Raw genomic sequence first — 24,483 nt, 5'->3', positions numbered from 1 at the left:
GGTTATACAGTCTCCGTGCCGGCGAGGTACGCCTGCTGGACCGCTTCGTTTTCGGCTATCGCTTCCGGTGTGTCATCGGCGAGCCAGTCGCCGTTGTTGATGACCATGATGCGTTCGACGAGTTGCATCAGCCCGCGCATGTTGTGGTCGATGATGACGATGGTGACGCCGTCGTCGCGGAGCTGTCGAATCTGGTCCGACATCTCCCGGATCTCCTGTTGATTGAGTCCGGCGAAGGGCTCATCAAGCAGCAGTAGCTCCGGCTCAGTCGCTATCGCCTTCGCGATTTCGAGCCGGCGGACGTCGGCATGTGGGAGCGAATCGGGCTGTTTGTCAAGCGCGTCTTCGAGGCCGACGCGGGCGGCAATCTCGTAGATTTCCTCGTCATCGGCGCCGCCGCTGAGCGCTGTCACGCTGTTGGGCAGCGTAAACAGCTTGATGTTGGCGGCGACGCTCATGCGGGCGATCGGGTTCGACTCCTGTGAGACCCGCGCCAGCCCCGAGTTGACCACCTCGTGTGTCTTGTAGTCGGTGATGTCCGTCCCCTGGAACTGTATCGACCCCTCCGTCACGTCGTAGATGCTCATGATGCAGTTGAAGATGGTCGTCTTCCCGGAGCCGTTGGGGCCGATGAGACCAACGATACTGCCGGCCTCAATGTCGAACGAGACGTCGTTGACCGCGACCAATCCGCCGAACCGCTTTGTCAGGTTCTGAATACTCAGGAGTGTCATTCGGCATCACCTTCGTCGTCGAGACGGTGCCACAACTTTCGGAACAGCCCATCGCGGGCGAGAACGATAACTACTAGGATGATGACCCACAGTGCGAGCCACCGCTCGGTGCCGCCGAGGAACGCCGGCAGGATGGCGTCTCTGAGGCCGACAAACAGGAACGCCCCGGCGAGCGGGCCGAGTATCGACCCCATGCCGCCGATGACGGCCATCGCGATGAACTCGACGCTGCGGTCAAGCAGGACGATGTCGGTCGGGTTGACCGACCCATCGAAGAAGGCAAGCAGGAAGCCGCCGATGCCCATCGGAATCGAGCTGAGCACGAACGACCAGACTTTGAACTTGTTCGTGTCGATGCCCGCCGATTCGACAGCGGCCTCGTTTTCCCGTATCGCGACGAGTACCGTGCCGACGTTCGAACGGCTAATCACGAGCAGCGCCGCCGCAATCAGCAGCATCGGCACGACCGTGATGATGAACCGCCACTCGGCGTCGAAGGCGCTGAATATCCCGTCAAACGGCGGGAGAACGGGAAGCCGGCCGATGAGCAGCCCCTGTTCGCCTTGGGTCCACTGGCTGAACGTCCGGGTACTGCGATAGAACAGTAGCCCGGCAACAAGGGTAATCAGCGAGAAGTACGGCCCGCTGAGCCGAATCGTCGTCGCCGCGAGGATAAGCCCCACGACGAGGGCCATCAGCACCGCGACCGGGAACAGCAGCCACGGGTTGATATCGGGGACAACGTGCGTAATCAGCAGCGCCGCCGAGTAGGCGGCTGCCCCTGAAAGTACCGCGTGTCCGAAGCTGATGTACCCGGTGTAGCCGCTCTGGATGTCCCACGCCATCGCGAAGATGGCGAAGATGTTTGCCAGCGCCAGCGTACGCAGGAGTGTCCCGCTCATCAACCCGACCGCTGTCAGCGCCGGCGCGACAACGACGAGCAACGCCAGCGAGACAACCACGAGAGCAAATTGCGGGACCGAGAGGTCCGCATACCGCGGCCCGAGCGTTTCGTTGACGCGGTCGACGATGCTACTCATCGACGAACTCCCTCCCGTAGAGCCCCTCGGGACGAATCAGAATCACGGCAGCGACGATGATGAGCGCAAAGACACCCCGGAACTCCGGACCGAGGAGTCCGACCGTGTACGTCTCGAGGAAGCCGATGAAGTACGCCGCCACGAGCGACCCCTTGATGCTGCCGATGCCGCCGATGACGACGATGATGAACGCCAAGGCAAGCGGGTCGAGCCACATGAGCGGCGAGGTCTGCTGGAGCGTGCCGAGGAAGACGCCGGCGAGACCGGCGAGACCGCCGGCGATGAGCCACGTGCGGGCGCTCACCGCGGCGATGTCGACGCCGGTGAGCTTTGCGCCGCGTTGGGTCATCGACGTGGCGAGAATCGAACGGCCGGCGTCGGTCTTCGTGACGTAGTACCACAGCGCTCCGATGGCGACCCACGAAAGCACGAAGCCGGCAATTTCGATATGCTGGATGCGGACGCCGATGGCGGGGAGGGCCGTCGACCCCGGCACGAACGGCGTCAACGACCGTGGGTTGGCGCTGAAGATGAGCTCCATCAGTTCCGCGAGAATGACAGCGACAACAACGGTCGCGAGGAACGTGATGATGACATCGTCTTCGATGAACTCGACGAGACCCTTGTAGAGAGCAAACGACGCCAGCGCCGCGACCACAATAGCGACAACGAGGCCGGCAACTGGCGGTATCACGATTGACGGGACCGTCGACGTCGACGTGACGACCAGATAGGCGTAGGCACCTATCATAATCAGGCCGCCGTGGGCGAGATTCAACACACCGCCGACGCCGAATATCATGGTAAAGCCGATGGCAATGAGCGCGTAGACGGCGCTTATCATCGCGGCCGTGACGAAGAGCCCGGCGAACGTCTCTATCGCCATCAGTGCTCCCTCCGGGAACGGCCGGCCGCCGGCAGTCCCGTGCCGACCCGAGCCGGTGAACGGTTCTCATAGACAGTATGGGTTGGGTGTAGCTGCATGGAATATCGATAAGACGAAACCTGCGTCAGATCCAGGGTGCTGCTTGGTGGTCCGCTGAGGCGATGTCACGCGGGTAGACGATTTCCTTGCTCCCGTCTATCCACTGTGTGACAGGGAACCCGGCGCCGCCGTCGGGACCGGCGATGACATCGTTGGGGAACTCCGAGCCTTCCTCGCCGAAGACGATTTGGCCGGTCGTGCCGGTGAAGTCGGTCGCACGGAGTTCATCAAGGATGTCTTGGAGATTGTTCCGGTAGTCGAAGGTGCCGGCCCGCTCTACGGCCTCGGCGTACAGCATGAGGCCGTCGTACGTACAGTAGCCCATGTACATCGGTAGCGTCGGGCGTTCGCCGTCGGCGACCGCCTCGTACTCCTCGGTGAACGGTTGGGTCAGGTCGGTAATCGGCGAGGCACCCGCACCGCCGCTTTCCGCCGTCGTTTCATACTGACAGCCGCCGTCGGTGTCGTCCCAGTATTCCGGGGACATCGACGGGACGCTGACGCCCTCTTGGCCGAACGGGTACTCGCTGTTCCGCCACTCAGAGAGCATCCCCGTGCCGGGAAGCAGCGAGAACTGCTTGAAGACGGCGTCGGCCCCTGTGGCTTCAATGGCGTCGAGAATCGGCGAGAAGTCGTCTGTCTCCGAGGAAATCCGCTCGTTGTACTCCACATCGAAGCCGCGGTCTTCGAGCGCCGGTGGCAGGTTGTCGGTGAAGAACTGCGTCCAAGCGGCCTGTTCGGCCAACTGTGCGAACGTCGTCCAGCCGTGTTCGTCGTTGAGGTATTCGGCGTAGCCAGCGAGTTCGTCGACTTGGTAGGAAGAGTTTGCCGGCCCCGGACGGAATATCATCTCGTACCGGTCGTAGTCGTCGCCCATGTAGTTCGTCGAGACCTCCGGCGCTGCGGACCCGGTGACGAGGAACGGAATTTCGGATTCTGCGACGAAATCGAGGATAGCGAGAACGACCTCGCTGGCGTGGGCCCCGATGAGCATGTCGACGTTCTCGTCTTGCACCAGCGTTTCGGCCTGCCGAGTCGCCTCGGACGGAATCGCGCTGGTGTCGGCATGGATGAGTTCTACGTCGGTGTCCATGACGCCACCGTTGGCGTTGAGTTCATCGACGGCGATGTCAGCACTCCGCTCGGAACCGGCACCCATGTCCAGTTCAAGCGGCGCGAGGTGACCGACCTTGAACGTCGAATCGTCGAACTCGCCGCCGTTGTCCGCACAGCCGGCGAGACCGAGGGTGACCGCACCGGCACCAGTGGCCTTGAGGAACCGACGACGACCGACCGACCGACCAGCGGCGCTCCGAACATTGCGTGAATCTCCCTTACAGTTGTTAACCATCGTCTGGTATGGTACATCTGCACAATACTACTTAAAATGTTCGGCAATAACCGGGGATGAACCGACCGGAATCGGTTGATTCCCGCTCGGGTGCTGTAGCGCCCGGCTGAGGCGGGAGTTCCGAACATGACATCTCGAGCATTCCGTCCGGTGTTCAATATATTCCGGTAATAGCGTTAGAGATAATCCGAACTGAGGAAACATTGGTCGACAGTTATTCGGTAAAATTAGGTCCGAACATGTACTTCAGCTGTTAGGGAATATTCAGATGGTACAAACATTGCTTACCATCGTGGCAAAGTTTTAGACAGTCGCTTCGCATATCGGGGTATGAGCGACCCAGTACTGGTCGACATCGAGGATGGCATCGCCACGCTGACGCTGAACCGGCCGGACAACCGCAACGCCCTCTCCGATGGGATGTCGCGGGCTATTGTTGACGCTGTCGATGATATCGAAGCCAGCGACGATGTCCGGTGTCTCGTCGTCACCGGCGACGAGGGGACGTTCTGTGCCGGCGGCGATGTTAACTCGATGGTTGAGCTGATGAGTGGCCAGCGAGAGCTTCATGAAGCCGTCGACCAGATTCAGCGGGTCACGAGCCGCGCCATCCAGCGCATTGCGGAGTTCCCGCTACCGACGATTGCGAAAGTCGATGGCGTCGCCTATGGGGCCGGGGCAAACCTCGCTATCGCCGCCGACATCACGCTCGCCTCCGAGCGGGCGAAAATTAGCTTCGGGTTCCGTCAGGTCGGCCTCGCCATCGATACCGGGACCTCGTACTTCCTGCCGCGGCAGGTCGGCCTCAGTAAGGCTAAAGAACTCGTCTTCACCGGCGAGATGCTCGACGCCGAAGCCGCCGAAGAGCTCGGCCTGTTCAACCATGTCTTCGAAGACGACTTCGAGGCTGAAGTCGAGGCGTTCATCGAGCCGATAGCGAGTGGCCCGACCGTGGCGCTGCAGACATCGAAACAGCTCATCGAGCAGGGCTTCGGTAGCTCGCTGAAAGACGCTCTCGACAACGAGGCGTCGGCGCAGGCGGCCGTCTTCGCGACTGACGACCACGAGGAAGGTGCAACAGCGTTTATGGAAGGCCGGGAACCGGAGTTTGAAGGTCAGTAGGGTTCGGTTCCGGCCGTTCCGCGGCACGACGAGAGTCCGTTAACGTTGTTCGCAAAGCAGGGGAATCTATTTTTCAGTGGAACCTCATTGGGCGGACATGACGCTCGAATCGACCACGCACTGCGAGATAGGCCAGTCCTTCGGCGGCTCGTCCGGAGCAGGGCAGGGGGGACCGAAACTAACACCACAGAGGGCGGTGACTACTCGCCCATGACATCAAGCGACGCGCCCGACTGGGATTTCAAGGAGCGGGACGTGCTGGTGCTGCGGGAGCTGTCGCGGGACCCACAGCTCTCCTCGCGTGACCTCGCGCGCATCCTCGAGGAAAAATACGACATCGACGTCTCACATGTCACCGTCTCTGAGTCGATTCGCGGGATGCGAGAGGAGGGTGTCTTCCGCGAGGCCGTTATCCCGAACGAGGAGTATTTCCACTTCGCGCTTTTCGAGTTCAAGTTCAATCCCGAAAACTTCGACGACGGCTGGCGCGATGCCATGGAGTTCATTCGTGACTCGCCGAACACGCTGTTTTACTTCCTCTCGGACGGCGAGTACCAGTGGAAGTCGGTGATGATGTTCTCCGACCGTGAGGCACAGTCCCAGTGGATACACCAGTTCTACAAGGAGCATGGCGACATCGTTCACAACCTCCGCAACTCGGTTGTGACGAACGTCCTGAAGTTCCGGACCGACCCCGAGGTACTTTCGAGCCTCCACGAGGGCGACGAGTAACCCCGGAGCCACAGGGCTATTTTACACCCAGCCCGTACCGGACGGTATGTCGCTTCACTCCCGGGTTCCCGGACCGATTGTCGCTGTCGGCGTCGCTATCGGGCTCGCCGCCGTGGCCTACGGCGGCGGGAACATCGTCGCTGCCGGCGTCGCCTTCGGACTCGCCAGCGCCGGTATCGAGTTGACGCTCAGACAGAGTTTCATTCTCTCGGTCGTCGTCCTGCAACTCGTCTTCTTTACCGGTATCTCGCTCGTCTATCTCAACTACCGGTCGCTGTCGCTTTCGGATATCGGAGTCCGAGTGCCGGGGCTTGAGGGCTGGATAGTACTCGGTGCCGGGTTTATCGGGATGATTCTGCTCTGGTTTGTCGCCTCGGTTGCTTCGGTCATCATCTCCTCGCGGTTCGGCATCGAGCAAGAACAGCAGGCGATATTCGAGATGGCCCAACAGGACCCGTTCATCTTCCTCCTGCTGGGAACGCTGTCGCTGCTCATTGTCGGCCCGACCGAAGAGCTGCTGTTCCGTGGTGTCATCCAGACGCGGCTCAGAGAGACGTTCGGCGTCGCCTCCGGCCTCACGCTCGCGACGGCACTGTTCGCGCTCATTCATATCGGCGGGTTCGGGATTTCGGCGAGCGGCCTGCTGGGTGTGTCCGTGCTGTTTGTCGTCGGATTGGTACTGGCTGTTGCCTACGAATACACTGGCAATCTCGTCGTCGTCGCCGTGATGCACGGCCTCTTCAACGCGACCCAAGCGACGCTCGGCTACATCGGCGTCCGGTTCGGTGACCCGGAAGCGATGGTGTTGCTCGCCGGCGCGGTTGTCGGAGCTGTTTGAAAAAGCAGCGCTCAGTTCAGTGCCGAGCCGGCACGGATGAGCGTCGCCTCGCCGAAGGCCGGTCCAACGAGCTGGAGACCGACGGGACCGTCGGCGGTCTCGCCCGCCGGCACCGAAATCGCCGGCAGATTCGCGAGGTTAACCGGGACGGTGTTGGCGTCGGCGAGATACATTTTGAGCGGGTCCTCAAGGCTTTCACCGCGCTCGAAGGGCGGGACGGGCATCGTCGGCGACGCCAGCACGTCAACCGACTCGAAGGCCTCGTCGAAGTCCTGTTTCACCCACGCACGAGCGTCCTGTGCCTGTTTGTAGTACTTGTCGTGGTAGCCCGCCGAAAGCGCGTAGGTGCCGAGCAGGATGCGGCGTTTGACCTCCTCGCCGAAGCCAGCTTCGCGGGCGGCAGCGAAAGACTCGTTCCAGTTACCGTCCTCGTCGCCGGAGGCCCCGTATCGAACCCCATCGAAGCGCGCCAAGTTCGACGACGCTTCCGACATCGCGATGACGTAGTACGCCTGTACGGCGGTCTCGACGGACGGCAAGGATACCTCTTGGGTCGTCGCGCCCGCCGACTCCAGCGTCTCGACGGCATCGTCGAACGTCTCGCGGACACCTTCATCAGCACCGTCGACGAGCTCGGTCGGAATCCCGACCGTCAGGCCGTCGACATCGCCGTCGGCGGCGTCAGCGTAGGTCGGCTGTCCCGCCGGCGGCTCCCGGGTGGTGCCGTCGCGCTCGTCGACGCCGGCGATGACATCGAGCAGTTCGGCAGCCTCCTCAACGGTCGGCGCGAGTGGGCCGATCTGTTCGAGCGAGTTCGCGTAGGCGACGAGCCCGTACCGGGAGACGAGCCCGTAGGTCGGCTTGATACCGACGACGCCGCAGAAGGCGGCCGGACAGCGGACCGAGCCGCCGGTGTCGGAGCCCAGCGCGAGGTCGGCATCGCCAGCGGCGACGGCGGCTGCGGACCCGCCAGAGGACCCACCGGGAACACGCCCCTCGGCGGCCGGATTCTCGGTCGGACCGAACGCCGATGTCTCCGTCGTCGTCCCCATCCCGAACTCGTCCATGTTGGTCTTGCCGACGATGGTTGCCCCCGCATCTCTGAGTCGCTCGACGACCGTCGCGTCGTATGGCGGGACGTAGTCGGCGAGCATCTCCGACCCACAGGTCGTCCGGACGCCATCAGTCGAGATGTTGTCCTTGACCGCAACGGTCACGCCGTCGAGCGGCCCGTCGTCGGTCGGCTCGATTGTCTCCTCGGTGATGAAAGCGTTGTGGCTCATGAGACCTTCGGACCCTTGAAGTAGCCGTCCTCGGTTTCCGGGGCGTTCTGAAGCGCCTCATCCTGTGTGAGCCCCTCGTGTACCTCGTCGGGGCGCATGACGTTCGCCAGTTCGGTTTCGGGCTCGACATCGGGAACGTCATCGAGCGCCTCGAAGTATTCGAGAATGTCGCCGAACTGCTCGGCGAACAACTCGACTTCGTCTTCATCGAGGTCAACGCGGGCCAGCGATGCGACGTGGCGAACCGCATCGTCGTCGACAGTCATGGGTGTTGCTGCGGCGGCGGCGTCACTAAGGGTTTCGAATGGGACGGCCCAGCTGACGGGGCAGGCGCCCGCCGACGCTGTGAGACACGCCGGTTTTTAACCGATGCTGCCCAATACGGCCGTATGGCTACGGAGGGCGGCGACCGGACGACTGGGACCGACCCCGCGGTCGACGAACGGGCCAGTTACGACTACACCGGCGGCGATACGGACCGGCCGGGGCTTGTCGCCGACCTCAAGCGGCTCATCGACGGCGAGGTGCGCTTCGACGAGTACACGCGGACGCTGTATGCAACCGATGCATCCGCCTACGAGGTCACCCCAATCGGCGTCGTCTTTCCGACAGACACCGACGATGTCTCCGCCGTCGTCTCCTACTGTGCCGAGCGGTCGATACCCGTATTGCCCCGGGGCGGCGGCACGTCGCTCGCGGGACAGACGGTGAACAAAGCGGTCGTGGTGGATTTCACTCGGCACATGAATTCGCTTTTGACCGTTGACGAGGAAGCCCGGACCGCCACCGCACAGCCGGGGGTCCGACTCGGCGACCTTGATAAACGGCTCGATGGGCTGACGTTTCCACCCGACCCGGCATGGGGCGACAAAAGCGCTCTGGGCGGCGCTATCGGCAACAACTCGACGGGGAGCCACTCGCTGGTCTACGGGAAGACCGACGCCTACATCGAATCGCTGGAGGTCGTTCTCGCCGATGGGTCGGTCCATCGGTTCGGTCCGGTCACGCCTGCGGAGTGGCAACGCCGCGCCGAGGAATCGTCGTTCGTCGGCCGTATTTACCGGACGCTCTACCGAATCGCCAGCGAGGAAGCCGAGCCGGTTGAGACGGCCTACCCCGAACTGAAACGGAACGTCTCCGGGTACAATCTCGACTGCCTCATCGAGCAGTACGAGGCGGCCGTGGCCGGCGACCGCGAGACGGTCAATCTCGCCCGCGTGCTTGCCGGCAGCGAGGGGACGCTCGGTGTCGTCACCGAGGCGACGGTCGGGCTGGAGCCGACGCCGGAGACGAAGGCTGTCGCCTTGCTCTCGTATCCCGGCCTCATAGACGCACTGGAGGACGTAGAGCCGATTCTCTCCTTTGGCCCGGCGGCCGTCGAGGTGCTCGATGACGTACTCTTGGACCTCGCACGCGATACCTCGGAGTTCGGCGCTCTCGTCGAGGAGACGCTGCCGTCCGATGCCGGCAGCGTCCTGCTTGTCGAGTTCTACGCCGAAAGCGACGCAGACGGCAAGCGGCGGGTCGCCGAGCTGCTCGCCGACAGACGACCGTCCGCGGAGACGACCGCTGACAGCACAGGAGGACCCACCACCGACGCACCGGTCCGGGCCATCCACGCCGACGAAGCCCACGAGAAGGCCGACAGAGAGCGGTTCTGGAAACTACGGAAGTCCGGACTCCCGATTCTGCTCGGCCGGACGACCGACGAAAAACACATCAGCTTCATCGAGGACACCGCTGTTCCACCCGAAAATCTCCCCGAATACGTCGCCGAGTTCCGCGAGTTGCTTGAGGCAAACGACACCTTCGCCAGCTTCTATGCTCACGCCGGCCCGGGCTGTCTGCATATCCGGCCGCTCGTCGACACGAAGACGACGGCCGGCATCGAGCAGATGGACGCCATCGCCGAGGGGGCGACGGACCTCGTCGCCGAGTACGACGGCAGTGTCTCCGGCGAACACGGCGACGGGCGGGCCCGGACCCGCTGGAACCGCAAGCTCTACGGCGACGAGGTGTTCGGCCTCTTTGAGGAACTCAAGGCCGCCTTCGACCCGGACGGCATCCTCAACCCGGAACAGGTCTGTGGCGATGTCGACCCGACCGAGGCGCTCCGGTTCGACCCCGATTACGAGTTCGACCCCGGCTTCGAGCCGGCGCTGCGGTGGGACAACGACAACGGCTTTCAGGGAATGGCGGAGCTCTGTCACGGCTGCGGCGGCTGCCGTGGGCCACAAGAGACGACCGGCGGCGTGATGTGTCCGACCTATCGGGCCGCAGACGAGGAGATACAGAGCACCCGTGGGCGGGCAAACGCGTTGCGGGCGGCCGCCAGCGGCCGGCTTGACGCCGCGGCGACCGACCCCGAGTTCATGCGTGAGGTACTCGACCTCTGTATCGGCTGTAAGGGCTGTTCGAACGACTGCCCGAGCGAGGTTGACCTCGCGAAGCTGAAAGCCGAGGTGACGTATCAGCATCACCGCGAGCACGGCGCGAGCCTTCGGGACCGTCTGTTTGCGAACATCGACACGGTCGCCGCGCTCGGGAGCCGTCTCGCGCCGCTCGTCAACCGCCTCAGTTCGCTTCCGGGAAGCGGCCGTATCGCCGAAAAAGCACTCGGCATTGCCCGCGAGCGGTCGCCGCCGACGTTCGAGCGGGAATCGTTCGTCGACTGGTTCGAGCGCCGGGACCCGACAGTCGCGGTATCGGAGACCGACCACCGGGTCGTGCTGCTACCGGACACGTTCACGAACTACGTCGACACCGATGTCGCGAAGGCCGCCGTGCGCGTACTGGAGGCTGCCGGTGTCCACGTCGACATCGTCGAAGCCGGGGGGACTGGCCGGGCAGCCTACTCGAAGGGGTTCGTAGAGACAGCCGCCGAACGAGCCCAGGATACCGTCGAGGCGGTCGAACCCTACGTCGAGGACGGGTGGTCGGTGGTCGTCTGCGAACCCTCAGACGCCGTGATGGTCCAGTCGGACTACGCGTCGCTGCTTCCGGAAGCAACCGTCGAACACGTCGCGGAAAACACCTACGGCGTCTGTGAGTATCTCGATGTAGCCGGGCTCGATGGGGGCGTTCCGACCGACGCGGGGGGCGAGCAACTGGTCTATCACGGCCACTGCCACCAGAAGGCGACAAAGCGCGACCACCACGCGGTCGGCGTGCTCCGCCGTGCCGGCTACGACGTTACCCCGCTCGATTCGACCTGCTGTGGGATGGCCGGCTCGTTCGGCTACGAGGCCGAACACTACTCGATGAGTCAGGCCATCGGGTCGCTGCTCTTCGACCGACTCGACGACGCCGACGGTCGCCCGGTCGCCCCCGGAGCCTCGTGTCGGACACAGCTCAGCGGCGACGGGCGAACGGCCGTGCATCCGATAGAGTGTCTTGCGGCGGCAATTCCGGAGCCGAATCGGTAAGCCGAAGGGGTTTATACCGAGGCGGGATGTAATTCGGTATCGATGGGCCGTTCCCGATACGTCGTGTTGGTCCTTGCGGTGGCCGCCTTCGCGGCCGTTGCGGCCGGCGCGGCGACAGCAGCGGCTGACAGCCCCGGCTCGGCAGCGGCGGAGACGGAATCCGCCGACTTCGCCGATATCGACGAGGACGGGTTCGAGGCAGACCGGACCAGATTCCTCATCACGACCTACGGGAACGGCAGCGCCGACTGGACATTCAGATACGAACAGCGGCTCGAAACCGACGACGATATCGAGAATTTCGGCGGGTTCGCCGCACGGTTTACCGAAACCGAGACCGACGCCTACACCGAGTTCCAGGCACGAGCAGACTCGCTCGCCGCCTCCGGTGAGGAAGCGACAGACCGCAGAATGGCGGCGAGCAGGTTCGACCGCGATGCGTACATCGAAGAGCGGCCGCCGGCCGGCACCGAGTTCGGCATCGTCGAGATGACGTTCCGTTGGAATGGGTTCGCGGCCATTGAGGACGACAGCGTCACCGTCGGCGATGTCTTTGTCGGGGGGCTCTATGTCGACCCGGACAACGAGCTTCAGTTCGAGGCCGGACCGGGACTGGCATTTGAGTCTGTCGACCCCGAACCGGACAGCATGGCTGGAGGCACCCTCGCCGAAAGCGAGACGGTGACGTGGGTCGGCGAACAGGAGTTCACCGACCGCCGCCCGCGGCTCGTTCACACCGAACAACAGGCCGACCGTCCACCGGCAGAGCAGAACGGCGACGAGACGCCAGCGCCGGCCAACAACGGAAGCTGGCTGGTGCCGCTTGCGGCGCTGCTCGTCGTGGTGCTTGCCGGCGGGACAGCAATCGCCTACCAGACCGGAACGTTCCCACGGCGGACAGAGAGCGGAGGTGACGGGACCGCCGAAAGCGACGCGGGCGGTGTCTCGACCACCGAGACGGTCGACGATGGGGCGGCTGCGGGCGGAACCGCAGTCGACGACGGAGCACCCGATAGGGACGCTGGGGGAAGCGCGGACACGGTGGCCAGCGGTGAACCGGCCGTCACAGACGAGATGCTCCAGCCGGACGAAAAGCGCGTCGTCGACCTACTGGAGCGGAACGGCGGGCGGATGAAACAGGTCGCCATCGTCGACGAGACGGACTGGTCGAAATCGAAGGTCTCGATGCTGCTTTCGGAGATGGAGGAGGAAGGGACGGTTTCGAAGCTCCGTGTCGGCCGTGAAAACATCGTCTCACTGGCCGGCCACGAGCCGGAGGCTGCCGGCTCACCGTTCGATGACGGCGAAGATGACACGGACGGGGACGGGAACAGTGACGGGACGTAGCCTGTGGCACAAGAAGCGCCGCAACCGCGACGTGTAGCTACTCCTGAACGGCATCGACGAATTCGACAAGCCTGTCGGCACCGACGAACCCCTCCGCCAGCCGGTCTGCGGGGTCGCCGTTTGTGAATAGTATGAGCGTCGGCGTCGAAGCGATATCGAACCGCTCGACCACTGGCACGGAGCCGAGGTCACAAAGCCCCACAGGAACGCCAGTTGCCCTCGCGACGGTGCCTAAAACCGGCTCCATTGCGGCGCATTTCGGGCAGCCCGTGGTGTAGAACTCGACGAGCACGACCTCGTGAGACGTGACGAACGCCTCAAAGTCGCGCTCGTCGTCGAGATGTCTGACGACAGCAGCATCCATAGCGGAGCCGGGAGCCGAGCGCCCAAACGATTATCGGTGCCCTGAAGCTTTTTGCCAGTCGGGGCTGAACGCTACGCTATGGATGACATCGTCGCCACGGTACGGGAGACGCTGGAAGCCGACGGATACACTGTCAACAGCGCCGGGGTGAATCGTGGGCAGGTTCGGGTGTCGCTGCTGGAAGCCGACGCGAGCGCCGCGGCGCTCCGGGAACTGGTAACGGACGCGGTCGGCGAATCCGCCGTTGTCGGGCTGTCGGTCGCCAACGAAGCCCCGGAGGGAGAAGACGACGTTCGGACCGTTATCACCTTCAGATACCGCGACGCCTGAATGCGAAACCGGCCCACAGGGGCGTGAAAGCGCAACCGTTATACGTCCTTCTGCGATACTGCACAGTGTACGCGAACGCTCCGTTGGTGTAGTCCGGCCAATCATCTTGCCCTCTCACGGCAAGGACCAGGGTTCGAATCCCTGACGGAGCACTTCTCAAGCGAACATCGTGAGCGCGAGAAGCGCACACAGAAGGGATTCGAACCACGGCAGACCGAGTGAAGCGAGGTCTGGCATCGGGTTCGAATCCCTGACGGAGCACTCTTTTGAGGAACGAAGTGACGAAGAAGACGCAATATGTTGAGGACTGATTATGTGAATAGTGGTTCCGTAACCCCCTAAGACTATTTATTTCACATCTATTTATATCAATATATTTCACGTGATGTAACGGCACGTATTGCCGCATCGGTACCGGCGGATTGGTCATTTACCAAGTGTATTGACGTTAGAACCGCGGCGCTCCGGTTCCGGCGATTTAATGCGACAGAGTGACTACGTTCTGCCAATGACACCGAATGAGGGAGACGCGACCGACGGTGAACCGGGCAAAGAGGATAACACCTCGATAGACGACATCGAGACACTCGTCGTCGACCCCGACGATGTTGTACAGGCACTCGCCTACAACGGTCAGGAAGAGGTCGGCATCGACCAGAAGGTCAGCTTCGAGCTGACCCCACCGTTCGAAGCCGAAGCCGAGCCGGAACTCGTTCACATCGAGGACGATACCACGAAGGTCGACCTCGAAGGGGCCGTCCGGATTCGCCCGTTCCGGTTCGTCGAGGAGGGACGGCAGGTCGTCGAACAGCGGCCGACGCGGGAGCTCGCACTCGAAGAACTCGATGCGGCCGACCCGAAGGAAGCGACAATCGACGAGTGGATAGACGAGGCGCTGGAAACCTGGAAGGAACACGTCCGGGAGCACCGCGCCGATGTTGTCGACGTCTACGCCTCACACGGGATGGCGATTATCGACGTCGAGTACACCGACAGTCAGGAGTCGTAGCCCGGAAGCGACCCAGCGACCGCTGGGAGGTCATCGAGTGCCTGCCGGAACGCCTCGACGCCGTCTTTTCCGGTCCGAGACGCATCAGCAAGAACCTGAACCTGTTCAGTCCCGCAGGGCACAAAGCCAAGTCCGAGTTTTTCCGCAGTCGCCCGAAGCCCGAGGCCGGCGTCGGCATCGCCCGACCGCACCTTCCGTGCCGGCGATTCGTGGGCGCGAACGGCCAGCCCGAAGCCGTCAATATCGCTGAACAGCCCCGCCACGTCGCGGTCGCGGTCGGCGGCGAGCGATTCAAGCGCCGTCTCGAGCGTTCCACGCAGTCCCGAGTCGGTCGTCCGATTGACAAAGCGTAGCTCCCGGTCGACGAGGTCGGAGAGGTCGCTGACATCGTCGGGATTGCCGGCCGGGACGACAAGCCCCCACTGGCGACGCCACCCGCCGAGCGTGACGGCACCGTCGATGTCGGCATCGCCGGTAACGACCGCGATGTCTGTGACGCCGTCCCGGAGCCGGCGGCGGCCCTGTCGGCTTCCGACGCCGAGGTGACGAGGGCGGTCGACCCGGTCGAGCAGCCGCGAGAGCGCCGGGTCGTCCTCGCCGGCACCGAACAGCGCCGGCGGGCGCACGTCCGGCGAGAACAGATGGACCGTGACCCGCTCGCCAGCGTCGAGATATTCGACATCGGGCGGCACCGAGACGACACCGTCGGCCTCGACGAGACTCGTCGTCGCGCCGCTGCCCTTATCAACCGGATACACCAGCGTGGTTCCGTCGCCGTCCGCAACGAGGCCGGCCGGCATGTACCGCTGTCGGCCCTCGCTGTACCGTTCGCGGACTGCCATCTCGCCGCTGACAGTCGCCGTCTCCGGTTCAGGAAGCCCAGCCGCCTCGCGGACAGCGGGAGCGACGAATGTCCGGAAAATCGTCAGCGCCGAGACCGGATAGCCCGGGAGGCCGATGTACGCGCTATCGGCGATTCGGCCGACGAGCATCGGCTTGCCGGGCTTGACCGCCACGCCGTGGAGGAGCAGTTCGCCGGTGTCCTCGATAACCCGGTAGATGACATCGACCGCCGACGCGGATGTCGACCCCGAAGAGAGGACGAGGTCGCAGTCGTCGGCCGCCTCACGTAGCACCGACTCCATCGCCTCGTAGTCGTCGCCGGCATGGGGATAGAGTCGTGCCTCGCCGCCGGCAGCCTCGACGGCGGTCGCTATCGTGTAGCTGTTTACGTCGTATATCTCGCCGGCCGACGAATCGAGGTCGCCGCCCGGCCGGACGAGTTCGTCGCCGGTCGAGATGATGCCGACGGTCGGCTGGCCGCGGACGGGGACCGAATCAACGCCAAGCGCCGACAGGAGGCCGATTTCGCGGGGCGTCAGGACGGTCCCGGGGCCGAGTGCCCGCTCGCCGGCCGCAACGTCCGCCCCCGCGAACATCACGCCGTCACCGGGCGCGAGGGCCGTCCGAACCGAGACAACGCCGGCATCCTCGTCGGTCCGTTCGACCATCACGACCGCGTCGGCTCCGGGCGGGACCACTGCGCCCGTCGAGACTTCGACACACTCGCCGATGGCAACCTCGACTGACGGCTCGACGCCGGCGTGGACCGCTCCGGCCAGTTCCAGCTCTGCGGGGTCGGCCTCGTCCGCGCCGAAAGTATCGGCCGCGCGGACGGCATATCCGTCGACGCTGGCGCGGTCGAATCCCGGCACGTCGAGTTCGGCGTCGATCCGCGAGGCGAGCACTCGGCCGCGGGCCTCCCGAAGCGGGACCTCGGTCGGCTCGGGTGCGAGGTCGAGAGACGCTATCGTCTCTCGGGCCGTCTCCGGGTCAGCGAGGTCGCGGAACTGTTTTCTAGACATTGTGCTCCCAGTCCTGTACCGCGACTGTTTCGTCGGCGGGAATCCCCTCACGCTGTTCCGGGACGACGACCCACCCGTCGGCGAGGGCGACGCTGGAAAGGACACCTGAGCCGCTGGCGCGAGTGGGCGTCGCTTCGAGCCCGTCGTCGGTCGGCGACAACGTCACTCGGGCGAAGGTTCTGACCCCCGGTTCGCTCCGTATCTTTCTGGTCAGAGTCGCCGCCTGCGAAGGCAGCGGCTCGCTCGGGAACCGGCCGAGATGTTTGATGAGCGGCCGGAGGAACTGCACCGCGTTTACGATGGCAGCGACCGGATAGCCCGGCAGCATGACAATCGTCACGCCGTTGACACGCCCCAGGGCGACCGGATGGCCGGGCTTGAGGGCGACGCCGTGGACGAACACTTCGCCGAGGTCCGAGACGACCTCGGGGATGAGGTCGCGCTCGCCGACCGAGGAGCCGCCCGTGGTGACAACGACATCGCGGGTGAGGTCGCGTTCGACGGCCGCCCGCAACGCCTCGCGGTCATCGGTAACGATGGAGCGCCGCGTTACGTCCGCCCCCCAACGCTCGGCGAGCCGGGAAACCGTAAACCGGTTCGTCTCGACGATTTCGCCCGGGTCGGGGTCGGATTGGACGAGTTCCTCGCCGGTCGGGATGACGGCGACTTCGGGGCGGGCGGCAACCTCGACAGTGTCGATGCCGGCACCCTTCAGCAGCCCCAAATCGGAGGGCCGGAGCTGGTGGCCCGGCTCGTAGAGGCGCTGGCCGTCCTCGACATCTTCGCCGATTGGGCCGACGTTTTCGCCTGCTCCGACCGCATCGAACACTTCGAGTTCGTCGCCGACCTGCTCTGTCGCTTCGACCATCACGACCGCGTCAGCTCCCTCAGGGAGTTCGCTCCCCGTATGGACACGGACGGCGGTGTTCGGCCCGACCGAGTCGCCGGGGCGGAGGACGGCCGGCGAGCGGTCCGACGCGCCGAAGGTGTCCTCGGCGCGAACGGCCCACCCGTCCATCGCCGCGCGGGCGTAGTGTGGGATGTTGCGGCGAGCCGCGACGGGGGCGGCGAGCGCGCGCCCGTCGGCGGCCGAAAGCGAAATCCGCTCGGTTCTGTCGATAGGGGGAATATCGAGCAGTTGCTCGCGGGCGGCCGCCACGCGAGTCCGCTCTTTGAACCCCGACTCTCGAACGTCAGCCATACCCCCCGTTCGGGCCGCCGGAGGCAAAAAGGGTCAGTTCGCGGCGGGGAAATCGCGGCCGAGAGACAAAACGCGAGTATTCCCACCAGTGGCAGGCCCAGCGTTCGGGGGCAGCACAGTCGCAGCAATGCTCGATGTCAGTGCAGTCGCAGTGATGCTTGCTGCCAGTGCAGTCGCAGTAACGCTTGGTGTCCACCCACGGCGCGCGCGAGGAACGTGCGTGAGGGACGGCCGAGCGGCGACCGGACGGCGAGCACAGCGAGGCGTTCCGGGAGCGGCGAGGCCGTCGGCTGGGGAGGAACGTGGCGGATAGTACCAGACACCGGACGGCGAACAGCCAGTTGACCGAAAGTTGACCGAACACACACTACTGGCGGACCACTATACTTCCCCGCTGCCGCCGAGGATTTATATATCCGAACGCGGCCAGCGGCCGTGTGCGCCGCCCGATGACCGACGGCCTACCGCGGATGTGCGGCGGACGGCCGTCGGCGCGCGCCGCGACCGGACCGGTCGTCGCGGACACTCCAATACTTCCGCCGCCTGTTCGCCACGAAACGCCGTGCAGCGTCAAAACGACGGTTGGCCGGAGCCAAGCCGGAGCCAAGCCGGAAACAAGCCGGAAGCGTGCCGGAAGCGTGCCGGAAGCGTGCCGGAAGCGTGCCGGAAGCGTGCCGGAGACGTGCCGCAGCGACAGTCCCAACTCAGCCGTCGACCGCGTAGACGACGACCGACCCCTGCTCGAAGGCGACGTCGAGGTCGGGGTGGTCCTCGATGGTGAGGTCATACCGCGTCCGCTCTGTCGGCCCCACGTAGACGTAGTCGACGCCATAGCGCTCGAACAGGACGGTCTGCTCGTCGGGAGCGCCCTCGTAGAGTGCCGTCACGGCATCGAGCCGCGCTTCATAGGGCTCGGTGCCGCGGTACTGTTCCTGATGGTGCCAGCCAAGCACCGTTGGAATGCCTGTCAGGCTCGCCGGGGCCGACGCACCCTCGCCTGCTTCGGGGTCCCACGTGTACCCGCCGGGCGCGGCCGTCACGAGCGTCGGCTGTCCGTCGCGGTCGTCTAGCCACTCGATTGCGGCCGCCTCGTCGGGGTACAGCTCGTGCGTGTAGGCCTGCCCGTCTAGGGTCGGCCCCGTCGCACCTGTCGGCTCCGAGTCGAAGTGTGCGGGAACGGCCAAAGCCGGGTACAGACCCATTGCAACCACCGCCAGCACGACGATGGCGGGGCCGCCGACCCGCCGCATCTGTCGCGCTCGGTGCCCCCACTGTGTCAGCCGCGCTTGGGCCGCCGCGTCGGGTCGCCACCCCGACGCGTTATCAAGGAGGCTCGCCGCCACGACGCCGGCGGCCGGTGCCCAGATGACCCACGCCTGGAAGTACGCCTTGAACACGGTGTTCATTCGCTCTAATTCGGTGCCCTGATAGCGCGGTTCGACGACGTACGCGAGCTCGACGAGGGCGACAAGCCCGAGCCCGCCGAGCAACAGCAGCGTCTCGAAGCCGACCCCGGCACGGTACCGAAGCAGCACCCACGCGGCCACGAGAAGGGGGCCGAAAAGCGCCGCGGCGGCGAAGCCGAACGCGAGCCACAGCCCGATGCCGGCGGCGAGGGCGCCCGCCGCAATGGCCGCCGCTGGCGGCCGACGGAGGTCGAACGCCGACGAGAGTCTGCCGACGAGAAACGGGACAAAAAGCAGCAGGAACCCGCCGTGGACGACAAGGAGCGGCCACATGTCGCTCTGCGGCGGCAGCAGACCGACGCTACGGGTGCTCGCCGTGCCGAGCCAGAAAAAGGGCACCGAGAGCGCCCCGACGACCAGTACCGCGAGCGCGACCCCCAGCCCGACCCCATCTCGGCGGAGCTCTTCAGCGATTCCGGTTCGGGGCGCTATGCGTTCGGCAACGGTGGTTGGCAGCAGCGTTGCTGGGTCACTCGGCGCAAATGCAACGGTCAAAAACACCAGCCCTGCAGCGACCGGGAAATCCCACGTGTTCGTTATCGCCAACAGTCCGGCGACCGGCGCGACAGCCAACAGCAGCAGTCGTCGCCGGGGCAGTTCCGTCTCCGGCGTCCGCCAGTAGCTGTAACACAGCGCCGCCGCAAGCAACGTAAACGGCGTGCTCAACATGTGCGCGTGGAGGTCGCCGTTGAGCCACGCGAAAAGCGGGAACTCGTTTATCGTCCCCTCGATGACGCGGGTGCCGTCCCAGTAGAAAAACTCCTCCGGCGTCCACCCGAAGGCCTCCGCGTCAGCAGCAACGCCGGGGAGTGCGCCGGCAAGCGATTCCGGAACGAGCCACGCTGCGGCGTGAACGGCCGTATAGAGATTGCCGGCCAAACCGACAAAGAAGGCAGCAGTCAACGCTGCTGCCCGCCGTGGGAGGTCGCTCGCTGCGGCAACAGCACCGGCGAGCCCATAGGCGGCCGTCACGAGCGAGGCGTACGCGCCGGCCAGCGCGAGGTTGTAGGCAAACCGTGGGGCAGTGCCAGTTATTGTCGTCAAAAGCGCCGCGAGCAGCTGCCCGCCAAAGTAATATTGGACAGGCTCGCCGGCGAACCACATGTCCTCGGGCGGTAACGCGCCGCTGCGGAGCAGCGTCCGCAGCAGGCCGTAATCGAGGAACTTCTCGCCGCTGGAAAGCGGCAGCGGAGCGATAGCAGGCGAGACGGACCGGACCGCCACGAGAAACAAGAATGCAGCAGTAAAGACGGCTGCCGCCTCGAGGAAACCACGGTCGTCGATAGCCTCGGTGTCACCGAGCGTCACGCTAGCCGCAACGAGGACAGCGAGGGCAACGAGGACGGCCGGCCAGCCGAACGCGAGGTGGCCAACAAAATACCCGACAAACAGAAGCACCGCAAGCCCGAGCGGAATCGCAAACGCCGCTCCGGCGTCGTGAAAGCGGGGAAACAGCGTCGCCGCAAGCGGCAACGCGGCAACGCCGACGGCGAGATACACCGCCAGCCAAGCGACGACGAGCCCGTACTCCATCGTTCGAAGGGCCGGCAGCGGGAAAGATATGGTTTGTGGAGTTCCACGGCCGCGGCGGGTGGCCGAAACCGCTGCCGACCGGAGCCGAACCGTTTTTCCTCACCCGGACGCGAGGAAGCGATATGAGTAGCCTCGGGGTCGTCGTCCCCGCGTTCCGCCCGGACGTGGAGCGCCTCGGGACGTATCTGCAGGATATCGCCGATACGCTCGACCCCGTGGTAATCCGAGTCGAGCTAGACGACCCCGACGAGGCGACAACGGCGGCAGTATCCGACATCGGAGTATCACCGGTCGTCGTCAACACCGTCGACACACGCCGCGGGAAGGGTGCGGCCATCACGGACGGGTTCGAGGCACTCGGCACGGACCGACTGGCCTTCGCGGACGCCGACGGGAGCACCGGCGCGGCCGAATTGGCGACCGTGGTTGCTGCCCTCGAAGACGCCGACGTGGCCGTCGGCTCCCGTCGGCACCCGGAGTCGGCCGTCGCGGGCCATCAGACGCTCGCTCGGCGGCTCCTCGGGGACGGGTTCGCATGGCTCGCCCGACGACTGCTTGCTGTCGGCCTCTACGACTACCAGTGTGGGGCAAAGGCGCTCAGCGCGGAGGCCTGGAGCGCGGTTCGAGACCACATCCACGAGCCGGGGTTTGCGTGGGATATCGAGCTGCTCGCGGTCGCGGCGGCGATGGAGCTGCGGATTCGGGAGGTACCGATTCGCTGGGAGGACAAGCCGGGGTCGACGGTTGCGCCAGTCAGAACGACGCTGTCGATGCTGCGGGCGCTGTTTGTCGCCCGCCATCGGGCGAAGCGACTTCAGAACAGCGGGGTCCACCGCCTGCTGGGCGTGGGCGAGGACCCGCCGGCACTCATCGACCGCGAGGAACGATGACCCGAAGGCAGATTCGGGAGACGCTGCTCTCGCCAGTCCGCTTCGGCCAGTTCGCGGGCGTGGGTGCGGTCGGTGCGGTCTGTGACAACATTGTGTTGCTGACGCTGGCGACGGCCGGCGTCACTCCCGAACTGGCGAAGTTCGTTGGCATCGAGGTCGCCATCGTCGTCATGTTCCTGCTGAACGAGCGGTGGACGTTCTCCGAGGCCGGCGCTCCCGGCCCGGTGGCGTTCCTCCGCCGGCTCGGAACCTCGAACGTCGTCCGGGTCGGCGGCATCGCCGTGCAGCTCGTCGTTTTTTCAGTGGTGTACAGGTGGCTCCATGTCGAGGTTGGCCTGTTCGGCGTCGACCTGTGGCTGCTCGTCGCCAGCGGTGCCGGCATCGCCTGCGGAATGGTCGTCAACTACGTCACCGAGAGCCTGCTGACGTGGCGAGTCCACAATTCACGGTAGGATTCCACAGACGGCACGTCAATCACAACCCTTAATTGACGCAGTCGACTACGAAGAGGTAGCGGGATGGGATAGCCAGGAGATTCCGCCGGGCTCATAACCCGGAGACCGGACGTTCAAATCGTCCTCCCGCTACTTTCCTTTCGGAGCTTCAATACAATAGGACGACGAGCGCCGTTAGTCGTCGGCCGGGGTGAACGACGTCTCGACGTGTTCGTTCGGGACGGTTCCGTCGTCGTTCCAGCCGCGGTGGTCGTAGTACGCCGACAGCTCTTCGCCGAGCCCTTCGAGTTCGTACGGAAGGTCGTCGTCGTCGGCACGGTCAAAGCCACGCTGGTTGTTGAAATGTCGTTCGAGGTCGACGATGCGGCCGCCAACCGACTGTAGCGTCTCCCAGTCCGTATCGAAGAGCCGGGCGTACCGTTCGGGGCCGAGGTTCGAGGAGGCGAACTTACAGAGCACGCCGGAATCGTGGATGGCGTTTTTGTTCTCCAGTTCAACGAGCTTCTCGGATTTCCCGGCAACGCCGTCGGCGTCGACCGCCTCTGCCGGCGGAACCAGCGGATACTCGTGGTGGTAGAACTCTCCGTACATGTGGTCCGCGCCGCGATTCGAGGTAGCGTAGCCCAGCCCCTGCCCGTTCAGCGTCCGACCGTCGTGGGCGGCAAACTCCATACCCTTCATGCTCCAGTTTTCGACCCCGAGTTCGTCGTGGACGCGGTCGATACCCTCAGCAAGCGTGTCGCCGATGCCATCGCGATGAGCAATCTGTTCGATGAGGTCGTGGATGAGGTCGACGTTGCCGAACTCGTCTTCGCTTTCGAGGTAGGCCGCGATGACATCGCCACAGGAAATCGTATCGAGGCCGAGCTGGTCGCACAGCTCGTTGGATTTCATGATGGCGACGAAGTCGTCAACCAGTGCGTTCGAACCGAACGCCATCATCGTCTCGAACTCGGGGCCTTCGGTTTCTAGGCCCGTCTCCTCGTCGCGGGTCGGGAGCTTACAGGCGAAGGCACACGACGAACAGGTGCCCTTCTTGTATTTGTGCTCGATGACGGCGCTGGAGCCGATTTGGTCGACCTTGTCGTAGCTGAGTTCGGAGAAGTATTTGGTCGGCAGCGCTCCAACCGAGTTCGCGTAGTCTGACACCGAGGTGGTGCCGGCGTCTTTCATCGGGCTGCCGGACTCGGAGGCCTCGCTGTGGATGTCCATGACGAGTTCCTCATCGATCCCCTCGACCGGTCGACGGGAGTCGCCGTCGAAGGTGAGGTACTTGACGTTCTTCGAGCCGAGGACAGCACCGAGACCACCGCGGCCGAACGCCCGCGAGCCGGAGGTCATAATCGATGCGAACCGGACCTCGTTTTCGCCGGCCGGACCGACGATTGCGGTGTGTTCGACATCGAGGTCAGTAGCCGCCTCGATGTGGTCGACAGTCTCTTCGACGGTCGCGCCTTCGAGGTCGGCAGCGGACTCGAAGGTGACACCTTCGTCAGTGACGTGAATGCCGACGAGTTCGTCGCTCGCGCCCGCAATCTCGACGGCCGCGTAGCCGGTGTCGGCGAACGGACGGGACATGAAGCCGCCGGCGTTCGACGACAACAGGCCGTCAGTAAGCGGTGACAGCCCGGTACAGGACATCCGCCCGGTGTAGCTCATAATCGAGGTCTGCAGCGGCCCGGTCGCAAACACCAAGCGGTTCTCGGGACCGAGCGGGTCGGCGTCGAACGGTATCCGGTCGTGTGCGAGCTTTGTGCCGACGCCACGGCCGCCGATATACGATTCGAGAACGTCGTCGATGGCCGCTTCGCTGGCCGTTCGGTCACTGACATCGATAGACAGCAGCGGTCCCTCTGTGTGAATCATTATCCAGCCACAGCAACGACGGCCCGCATAATAAACGGATTGCCACTAGCCCGGAGAGGATTCAAGTGGGCGGAAGCGGTCGTCGCAGGGCTTTATACCCACAGCGGCCAGAGGGGGCGTATGTTCGAGACGGTCGTGGTTGCGACGGACGGTTCCGCTAGCGTCTCCAGAGCTGTCGACTGTACGCTCGACCTCGCGTCGAAGTTCGACGCCACGGTACACGCGCTCTACGTCGTCGATGAGGGGCATCTCGAGGAACTGCCGACCGACCTCGAAGGCGACATCCGCGACGGCCTCGACGAGCAAGGACAGCAGGCCCTCAACGACATCGTGGCCGCCAACGAACGCCGCGAGGACCCGGTAGAGCTGGAAACAGCCGTCAGGGTCGGCCATCCGGAAAAACAGATTGTCGGCTACGTGAGAGATGTCGATGCGGACGGTATCGCGATGGGGACGCGGGGGCGAAGCGGGGAACACTCCTTTTTGCTTGGCAGCGTCGCCGAGCGCGTTGTCAGAACCTGTCCCGTCCCCGTGCTGACGGTCCGACAGCTAGAGGGAGCCGCGGACACGGCGGAAGCGGCTGGCGGCTGAGTCCGGCTATCGGGACCGAGCGGACCACGCAGACGCGGGACTTATTGGAGCCGCCC

General features: G+C 64.5%; 22 protein-coding genes and 2 tRNA genes. 13 read left to right on the top strand and 11 right to left on the bottom strand.

The window, feature by feature from the left end:
• Positions 1-2: 2 nt before the first annotated feature.
• The 4 genes from NP_RS03680 to NP_RS03665 form a co-directional block, all read right to left on the bottom strand.
• Positions 3-734, bottom strand: coding sequence for an ABC transporter ATP-binding protein (locus NP_RS03680; protein WP_011322461.1), 732 nt, complete (start codon positions 732-734; stop codon positions 3-5).
• Positions 731-1,774 (bottom strand): branched-chain amino acid ABC transporter permease, encoded by a 1,044-nt coding sequence (locus NP_RS03675; RefSeq protein WP_011322460.1) that lies wholly within the window; start codon positions 1,772-1,774, stop codon positions 731-733. The genes NP_RS03680 and NP_RS03675 overlap by 4 nt, the downstream gene beginning before the upstream one ends.
• Complete coding sequence (locus NP_RS03670) at positions 1,767-2,660, bottom strand: branched-chain amino acid ABC transporter permease (protein WP_011322459.1); 894 nt, start codon at positions 2,658-2,660, stop codon at positions 1,767-1,769. Before NP_RS03670 ends, NP_RS03675 begins: the two co-directional genes overlap by 8 nt.
• Before the next feature lie 124 nt (positions 2,661-2,784).
• Entirely contained in the window at positions 2,785-3,918 is a 1,134-nt protein-coding gene (locus NP_RS03665; RefSeq protein WP_232503987.1) for an ABC transporter substrate-binding protein, read from the bottom strand.
• On the opposite strand from NP_RS03665, the gene NP_RS14950 reads away from it, so the two are divergent.
• The 4 genes from NP_RS14950 (at position 3,826) to NP_RS03650 (ending at position 6,802) form a co-directional block, all read left to right on the top strand.
• Positions 3,826-4,086 (top strand): hypothetical protein, encoded by a 261-nt coding sequence (locus NP_RS14950; RefSeq protein ID WP_232503991.1) that lies wholly within the window; start codon positions 3,826-3,828, stop codon positions 4,084-4,086. The two genes, NP_RS03665 and NP_RS14950, sit on opposite strands and share 93 nt — an antisense overlap.
• A 354-nt stretch (positions 4,087-4,440) precedes the next feature.
• Positions 4,441-5,232: an enoyl-CoA hydratase/isomerase family protein gene (locus tag NP_RS03660; protein WP_011322457.1), complete on the top strand. Its 792-nt coding sequence runs from the start codon at positions 4,441-4,443 to the stop codon at positions 5,230-5,232.
• A 210-nt stretch (positions 5,233-5,442) separates the two neighbouring features.
• Positions 5,443-5,964, top strand: coding sequence for an Lrp/AsnC family transcriptional regulator (locus NP_RS03655; protein ID WP_011322456.1), 522 nt, complete (start codon positions 5,443-5,445; stop codon positions 5,962-5,964).
• Positions 5,965-6,010: 46 nt separating this feature from the next.
• A complete protein-coding gene (locus NP_RS03650; protein WP_011322455.1) occupies positions 6,011-6,802 on the top strand; it encodes a CPBP family intramembrane glutamic endopeptidase in 792 nt (263 codons plus the stop codon).
• An 11-nt stretch (positions 6,803-6,813) separates the two neighbouring features.
• Here NP_RS03650 and gatA read toward each other — a convergent pair whose 3' ends face one another.
• Positions 6,814-8,085, bottom strand: a complete 1,272-nt coding sequence (gene gatA / locus NP_RS03645; RefSeq protein WP_011322454.1) for an Asp-tRNA(Asn)/Glu-tRNA(Gln) amidotransferase subunit GatA — start codon at positions 8,083-8,085, stop codon at positions 6,814-6,816.
• Positions 8,082-8,351, bottom strand: a complete 270-nt coding sequence (gatC, locus tag NP_RS03640; RefSeq protein ID WP_011322453.1) for an Asp-tRNA(Asn)/Glu-tRNA(Gln) amidotransferase subunit GatC — start codon at positions 8,349-8,351, stop codon at positions 8,082-8,084. The genes gatA and gatC overlap by 4 nt, the downstream gene beginning before the upstream one ends.
• A gap of 123 nt (positions 8,352-8,474) precedes the next feature.
• On the opposite strand from gatC, the gene NP_RS03635 reads away from it, so the two are divergent.
• The gene (locus NP_RS03635; RefSeq protein ID WP_011322452.1) at positions 8,475-11,510 is read left to right on the top strand and encodes an FAD-binding and (Fe-S)-binding domain-containing protein; all 3,036 of its coding nucleotides are present in this window, start codon (positions 8,475-8,477) and stop codon (positions 11,508-11,510) included.
• Positions 11,511-11,552: 42 nt separating this feature from the next.
• A complete protein-coding gene (locus NP_RS03630; RefSeq protein WP_011322451.1) occupies positions 11,553-12,857 on the top strand; it encodes a helix-turn-helix transcriptional regulator in 1,305 nt (434 codons plus the stop codon).
• A 37-nt stretch (positions 12,858-12,894) separates the two neighbouring features.
• Here NP_RS03630 and NP_RS03625 read toward each other — a convergent pair whose 3' ends face one another.
• Entirely contained in the window at positions 12,895-13,221 is a 327-nt protein-coding gene (locus NP_RS03625; protein ID WP_011322450.1) for a thioredoxin family protein, read from the bottom strand.
• Between the two features lie 78 nt (positions 13,222-13,299).
• On the opposite strand from NP_RS03625, the gene NP_RS03620 reads away from it, so the two are divergent.
• From NP_RS03620 to NP_RS03610, 3 genes are all read left to right on the top strand, one after another.
• Positions 13,300-13,551, top strand: coding sequence for a hypothetical protein (locus tag NP_RS03620; RefSeq protein ID WP_011322449.1), 252 nt, complete (start codon positions 13,300-13,302; stop codon positions 13,549-13,551).
• 77 nt (positions 13,552-13,628) lie between these two features.
• Positions 13,629-13,703 (top strand) — tRNA-Glu (locus NP_RS03615).
• Positions 13,704-14,059: 356 nt separating this feature from the next.
• Entirely contained in the window at positions 14,060-14,560 is a 501-nt protein-coding gene (locus tag NP_RS03610) for a hypothetical protein (protein ID WP_049939462.1), read from the top strand.
• Here the strand turns inward: NP_RS03610 and NP_RS03605 are convergent.
• From NP_RS03605 to NP_RS03595, 3 genes are all read right to left on the bottom strand, one after another.
• The gene (locus NP_RS03605; protein WP_011322447.1) at positions 14,548-16,425 is read right to left on the bottom strand and encodes a molybdopterin biosynthesis protein; all 1,878 of its coding nucleotides are present in this window, start codon (positions 16,423-16,425) and stop codon (positions 14,548-14,550) included. The two genes, NP_RS03610 and NP_RS03605, sit on opposite strands and share 13 nt — an antisense overlap.
• A complete protein-coding gene (locus NP_RS03600; protein WP_011322446.1) occupies positions 16,418-17,626 on the bottom strand; it encodes a molybdopterin molybdotransferase MoeA in 1,209 nt (402 codons plus the stop codon). The genes NP_RS03605 and NP_RS03600 overlap by 8 nt, the downstream gene beginning before the upstream one ends.
• 704 nt (positions 17,627-18,330) lie before the next feature.
• A complete protein-coding gene (locus NP_RS03595) occupies positions 18,331-20,625 on the bottom strand; it encodes a DUF2298 domain-containing protein (RefSeq protein WP_011322445.1) in 2,295 nt (764 codons plus the stop codon).
• A gap of 122 nt (positions 20,626-20,747) precedes the next feature.
• Between NP_RS03595 and NP_RS03590 the strand changes: the two genes are divergently transcribed.
• The 3 genes from NP_RS03590 (at position 20,748) to NP_RS03580 (ending at position 22,102) form a co-directional block, all read left to right on the top strand.
• Positions 20,748-21,515: a glycosyltransferase gene (locus NP_RS03590; RefSeq protein WP_011322444.1), complete on the top strand. Its 768-nt coding sequence runs from the start codon at positions 20,748-20,750 to the stop codon at positions 21,513-21,515.
• On the top strand, positions 21,512-21,967 hold the full coding sequence (locus NP_RS03585; protein WP_011322443.1) for a GtrA family protein: 456 nt from the start codon (positions 21,512-21,514) through the stop codon (positions 21,965-21,967). The genes NP_RS03590 and NP_RS03585 overlap by 4 nt, the downstream gene beginning before the upstream one ends.
• Before the next feature lie 60 nt (positions 21,968-22,027).
• Positions 22,028-22,102: transfer RNA gene (locus NP_RS03580), tRNA-Met, on the top strand.
• Between the two features lie 42 nt (positions 22,103-22,144).
• Here NP_RS03580 and NP_RS03575 read toward each other — a convergent pair.
• A complete protein-coding gene (locus NP_RS03575; protein ID WP_011322442.1) occupies positions 22,145-23,836 on the bottom strand; it encodes an aldehyde ferredoxin oxidoreductase family protein in 1,692 nt (563 codons plus the stop codon).
• A gap of 120 nt (positions 23,837-23,956) precedes the next feature.
• Here NP_RS03575 and NP_RS03570 point away from each other — a divergent pair, with 120 nt between their 5' ends.
• Complete coding sequence (locus NP_RS03570; RefSeq protein ID WP_011322441.1) at positions 23,957-24,427, top strand: universal stress protein; 471 nt, start codon at positions 23,957-23,959, stop codon at positions 24,425-24,427.
• Positions 24,428-24,483 lie beyond the last annotated feature (56 nt).

This window comes from Natronomonas pharaonis DSM 2160, assembly GCF_000026045.1.
GTDB classification, from domain to species: domain Archaea; phylum Halobacteriota; class Halobacteria; order Halobacteriales; family Haloarculaceae; genus Natronomonas; species Natronomonas pharaonis.
The sequence above is the reverse complement of the archived record's forward strand: the minus strand, read 5'-3'. Positions and strand labels throughout refer to the sequence as shown.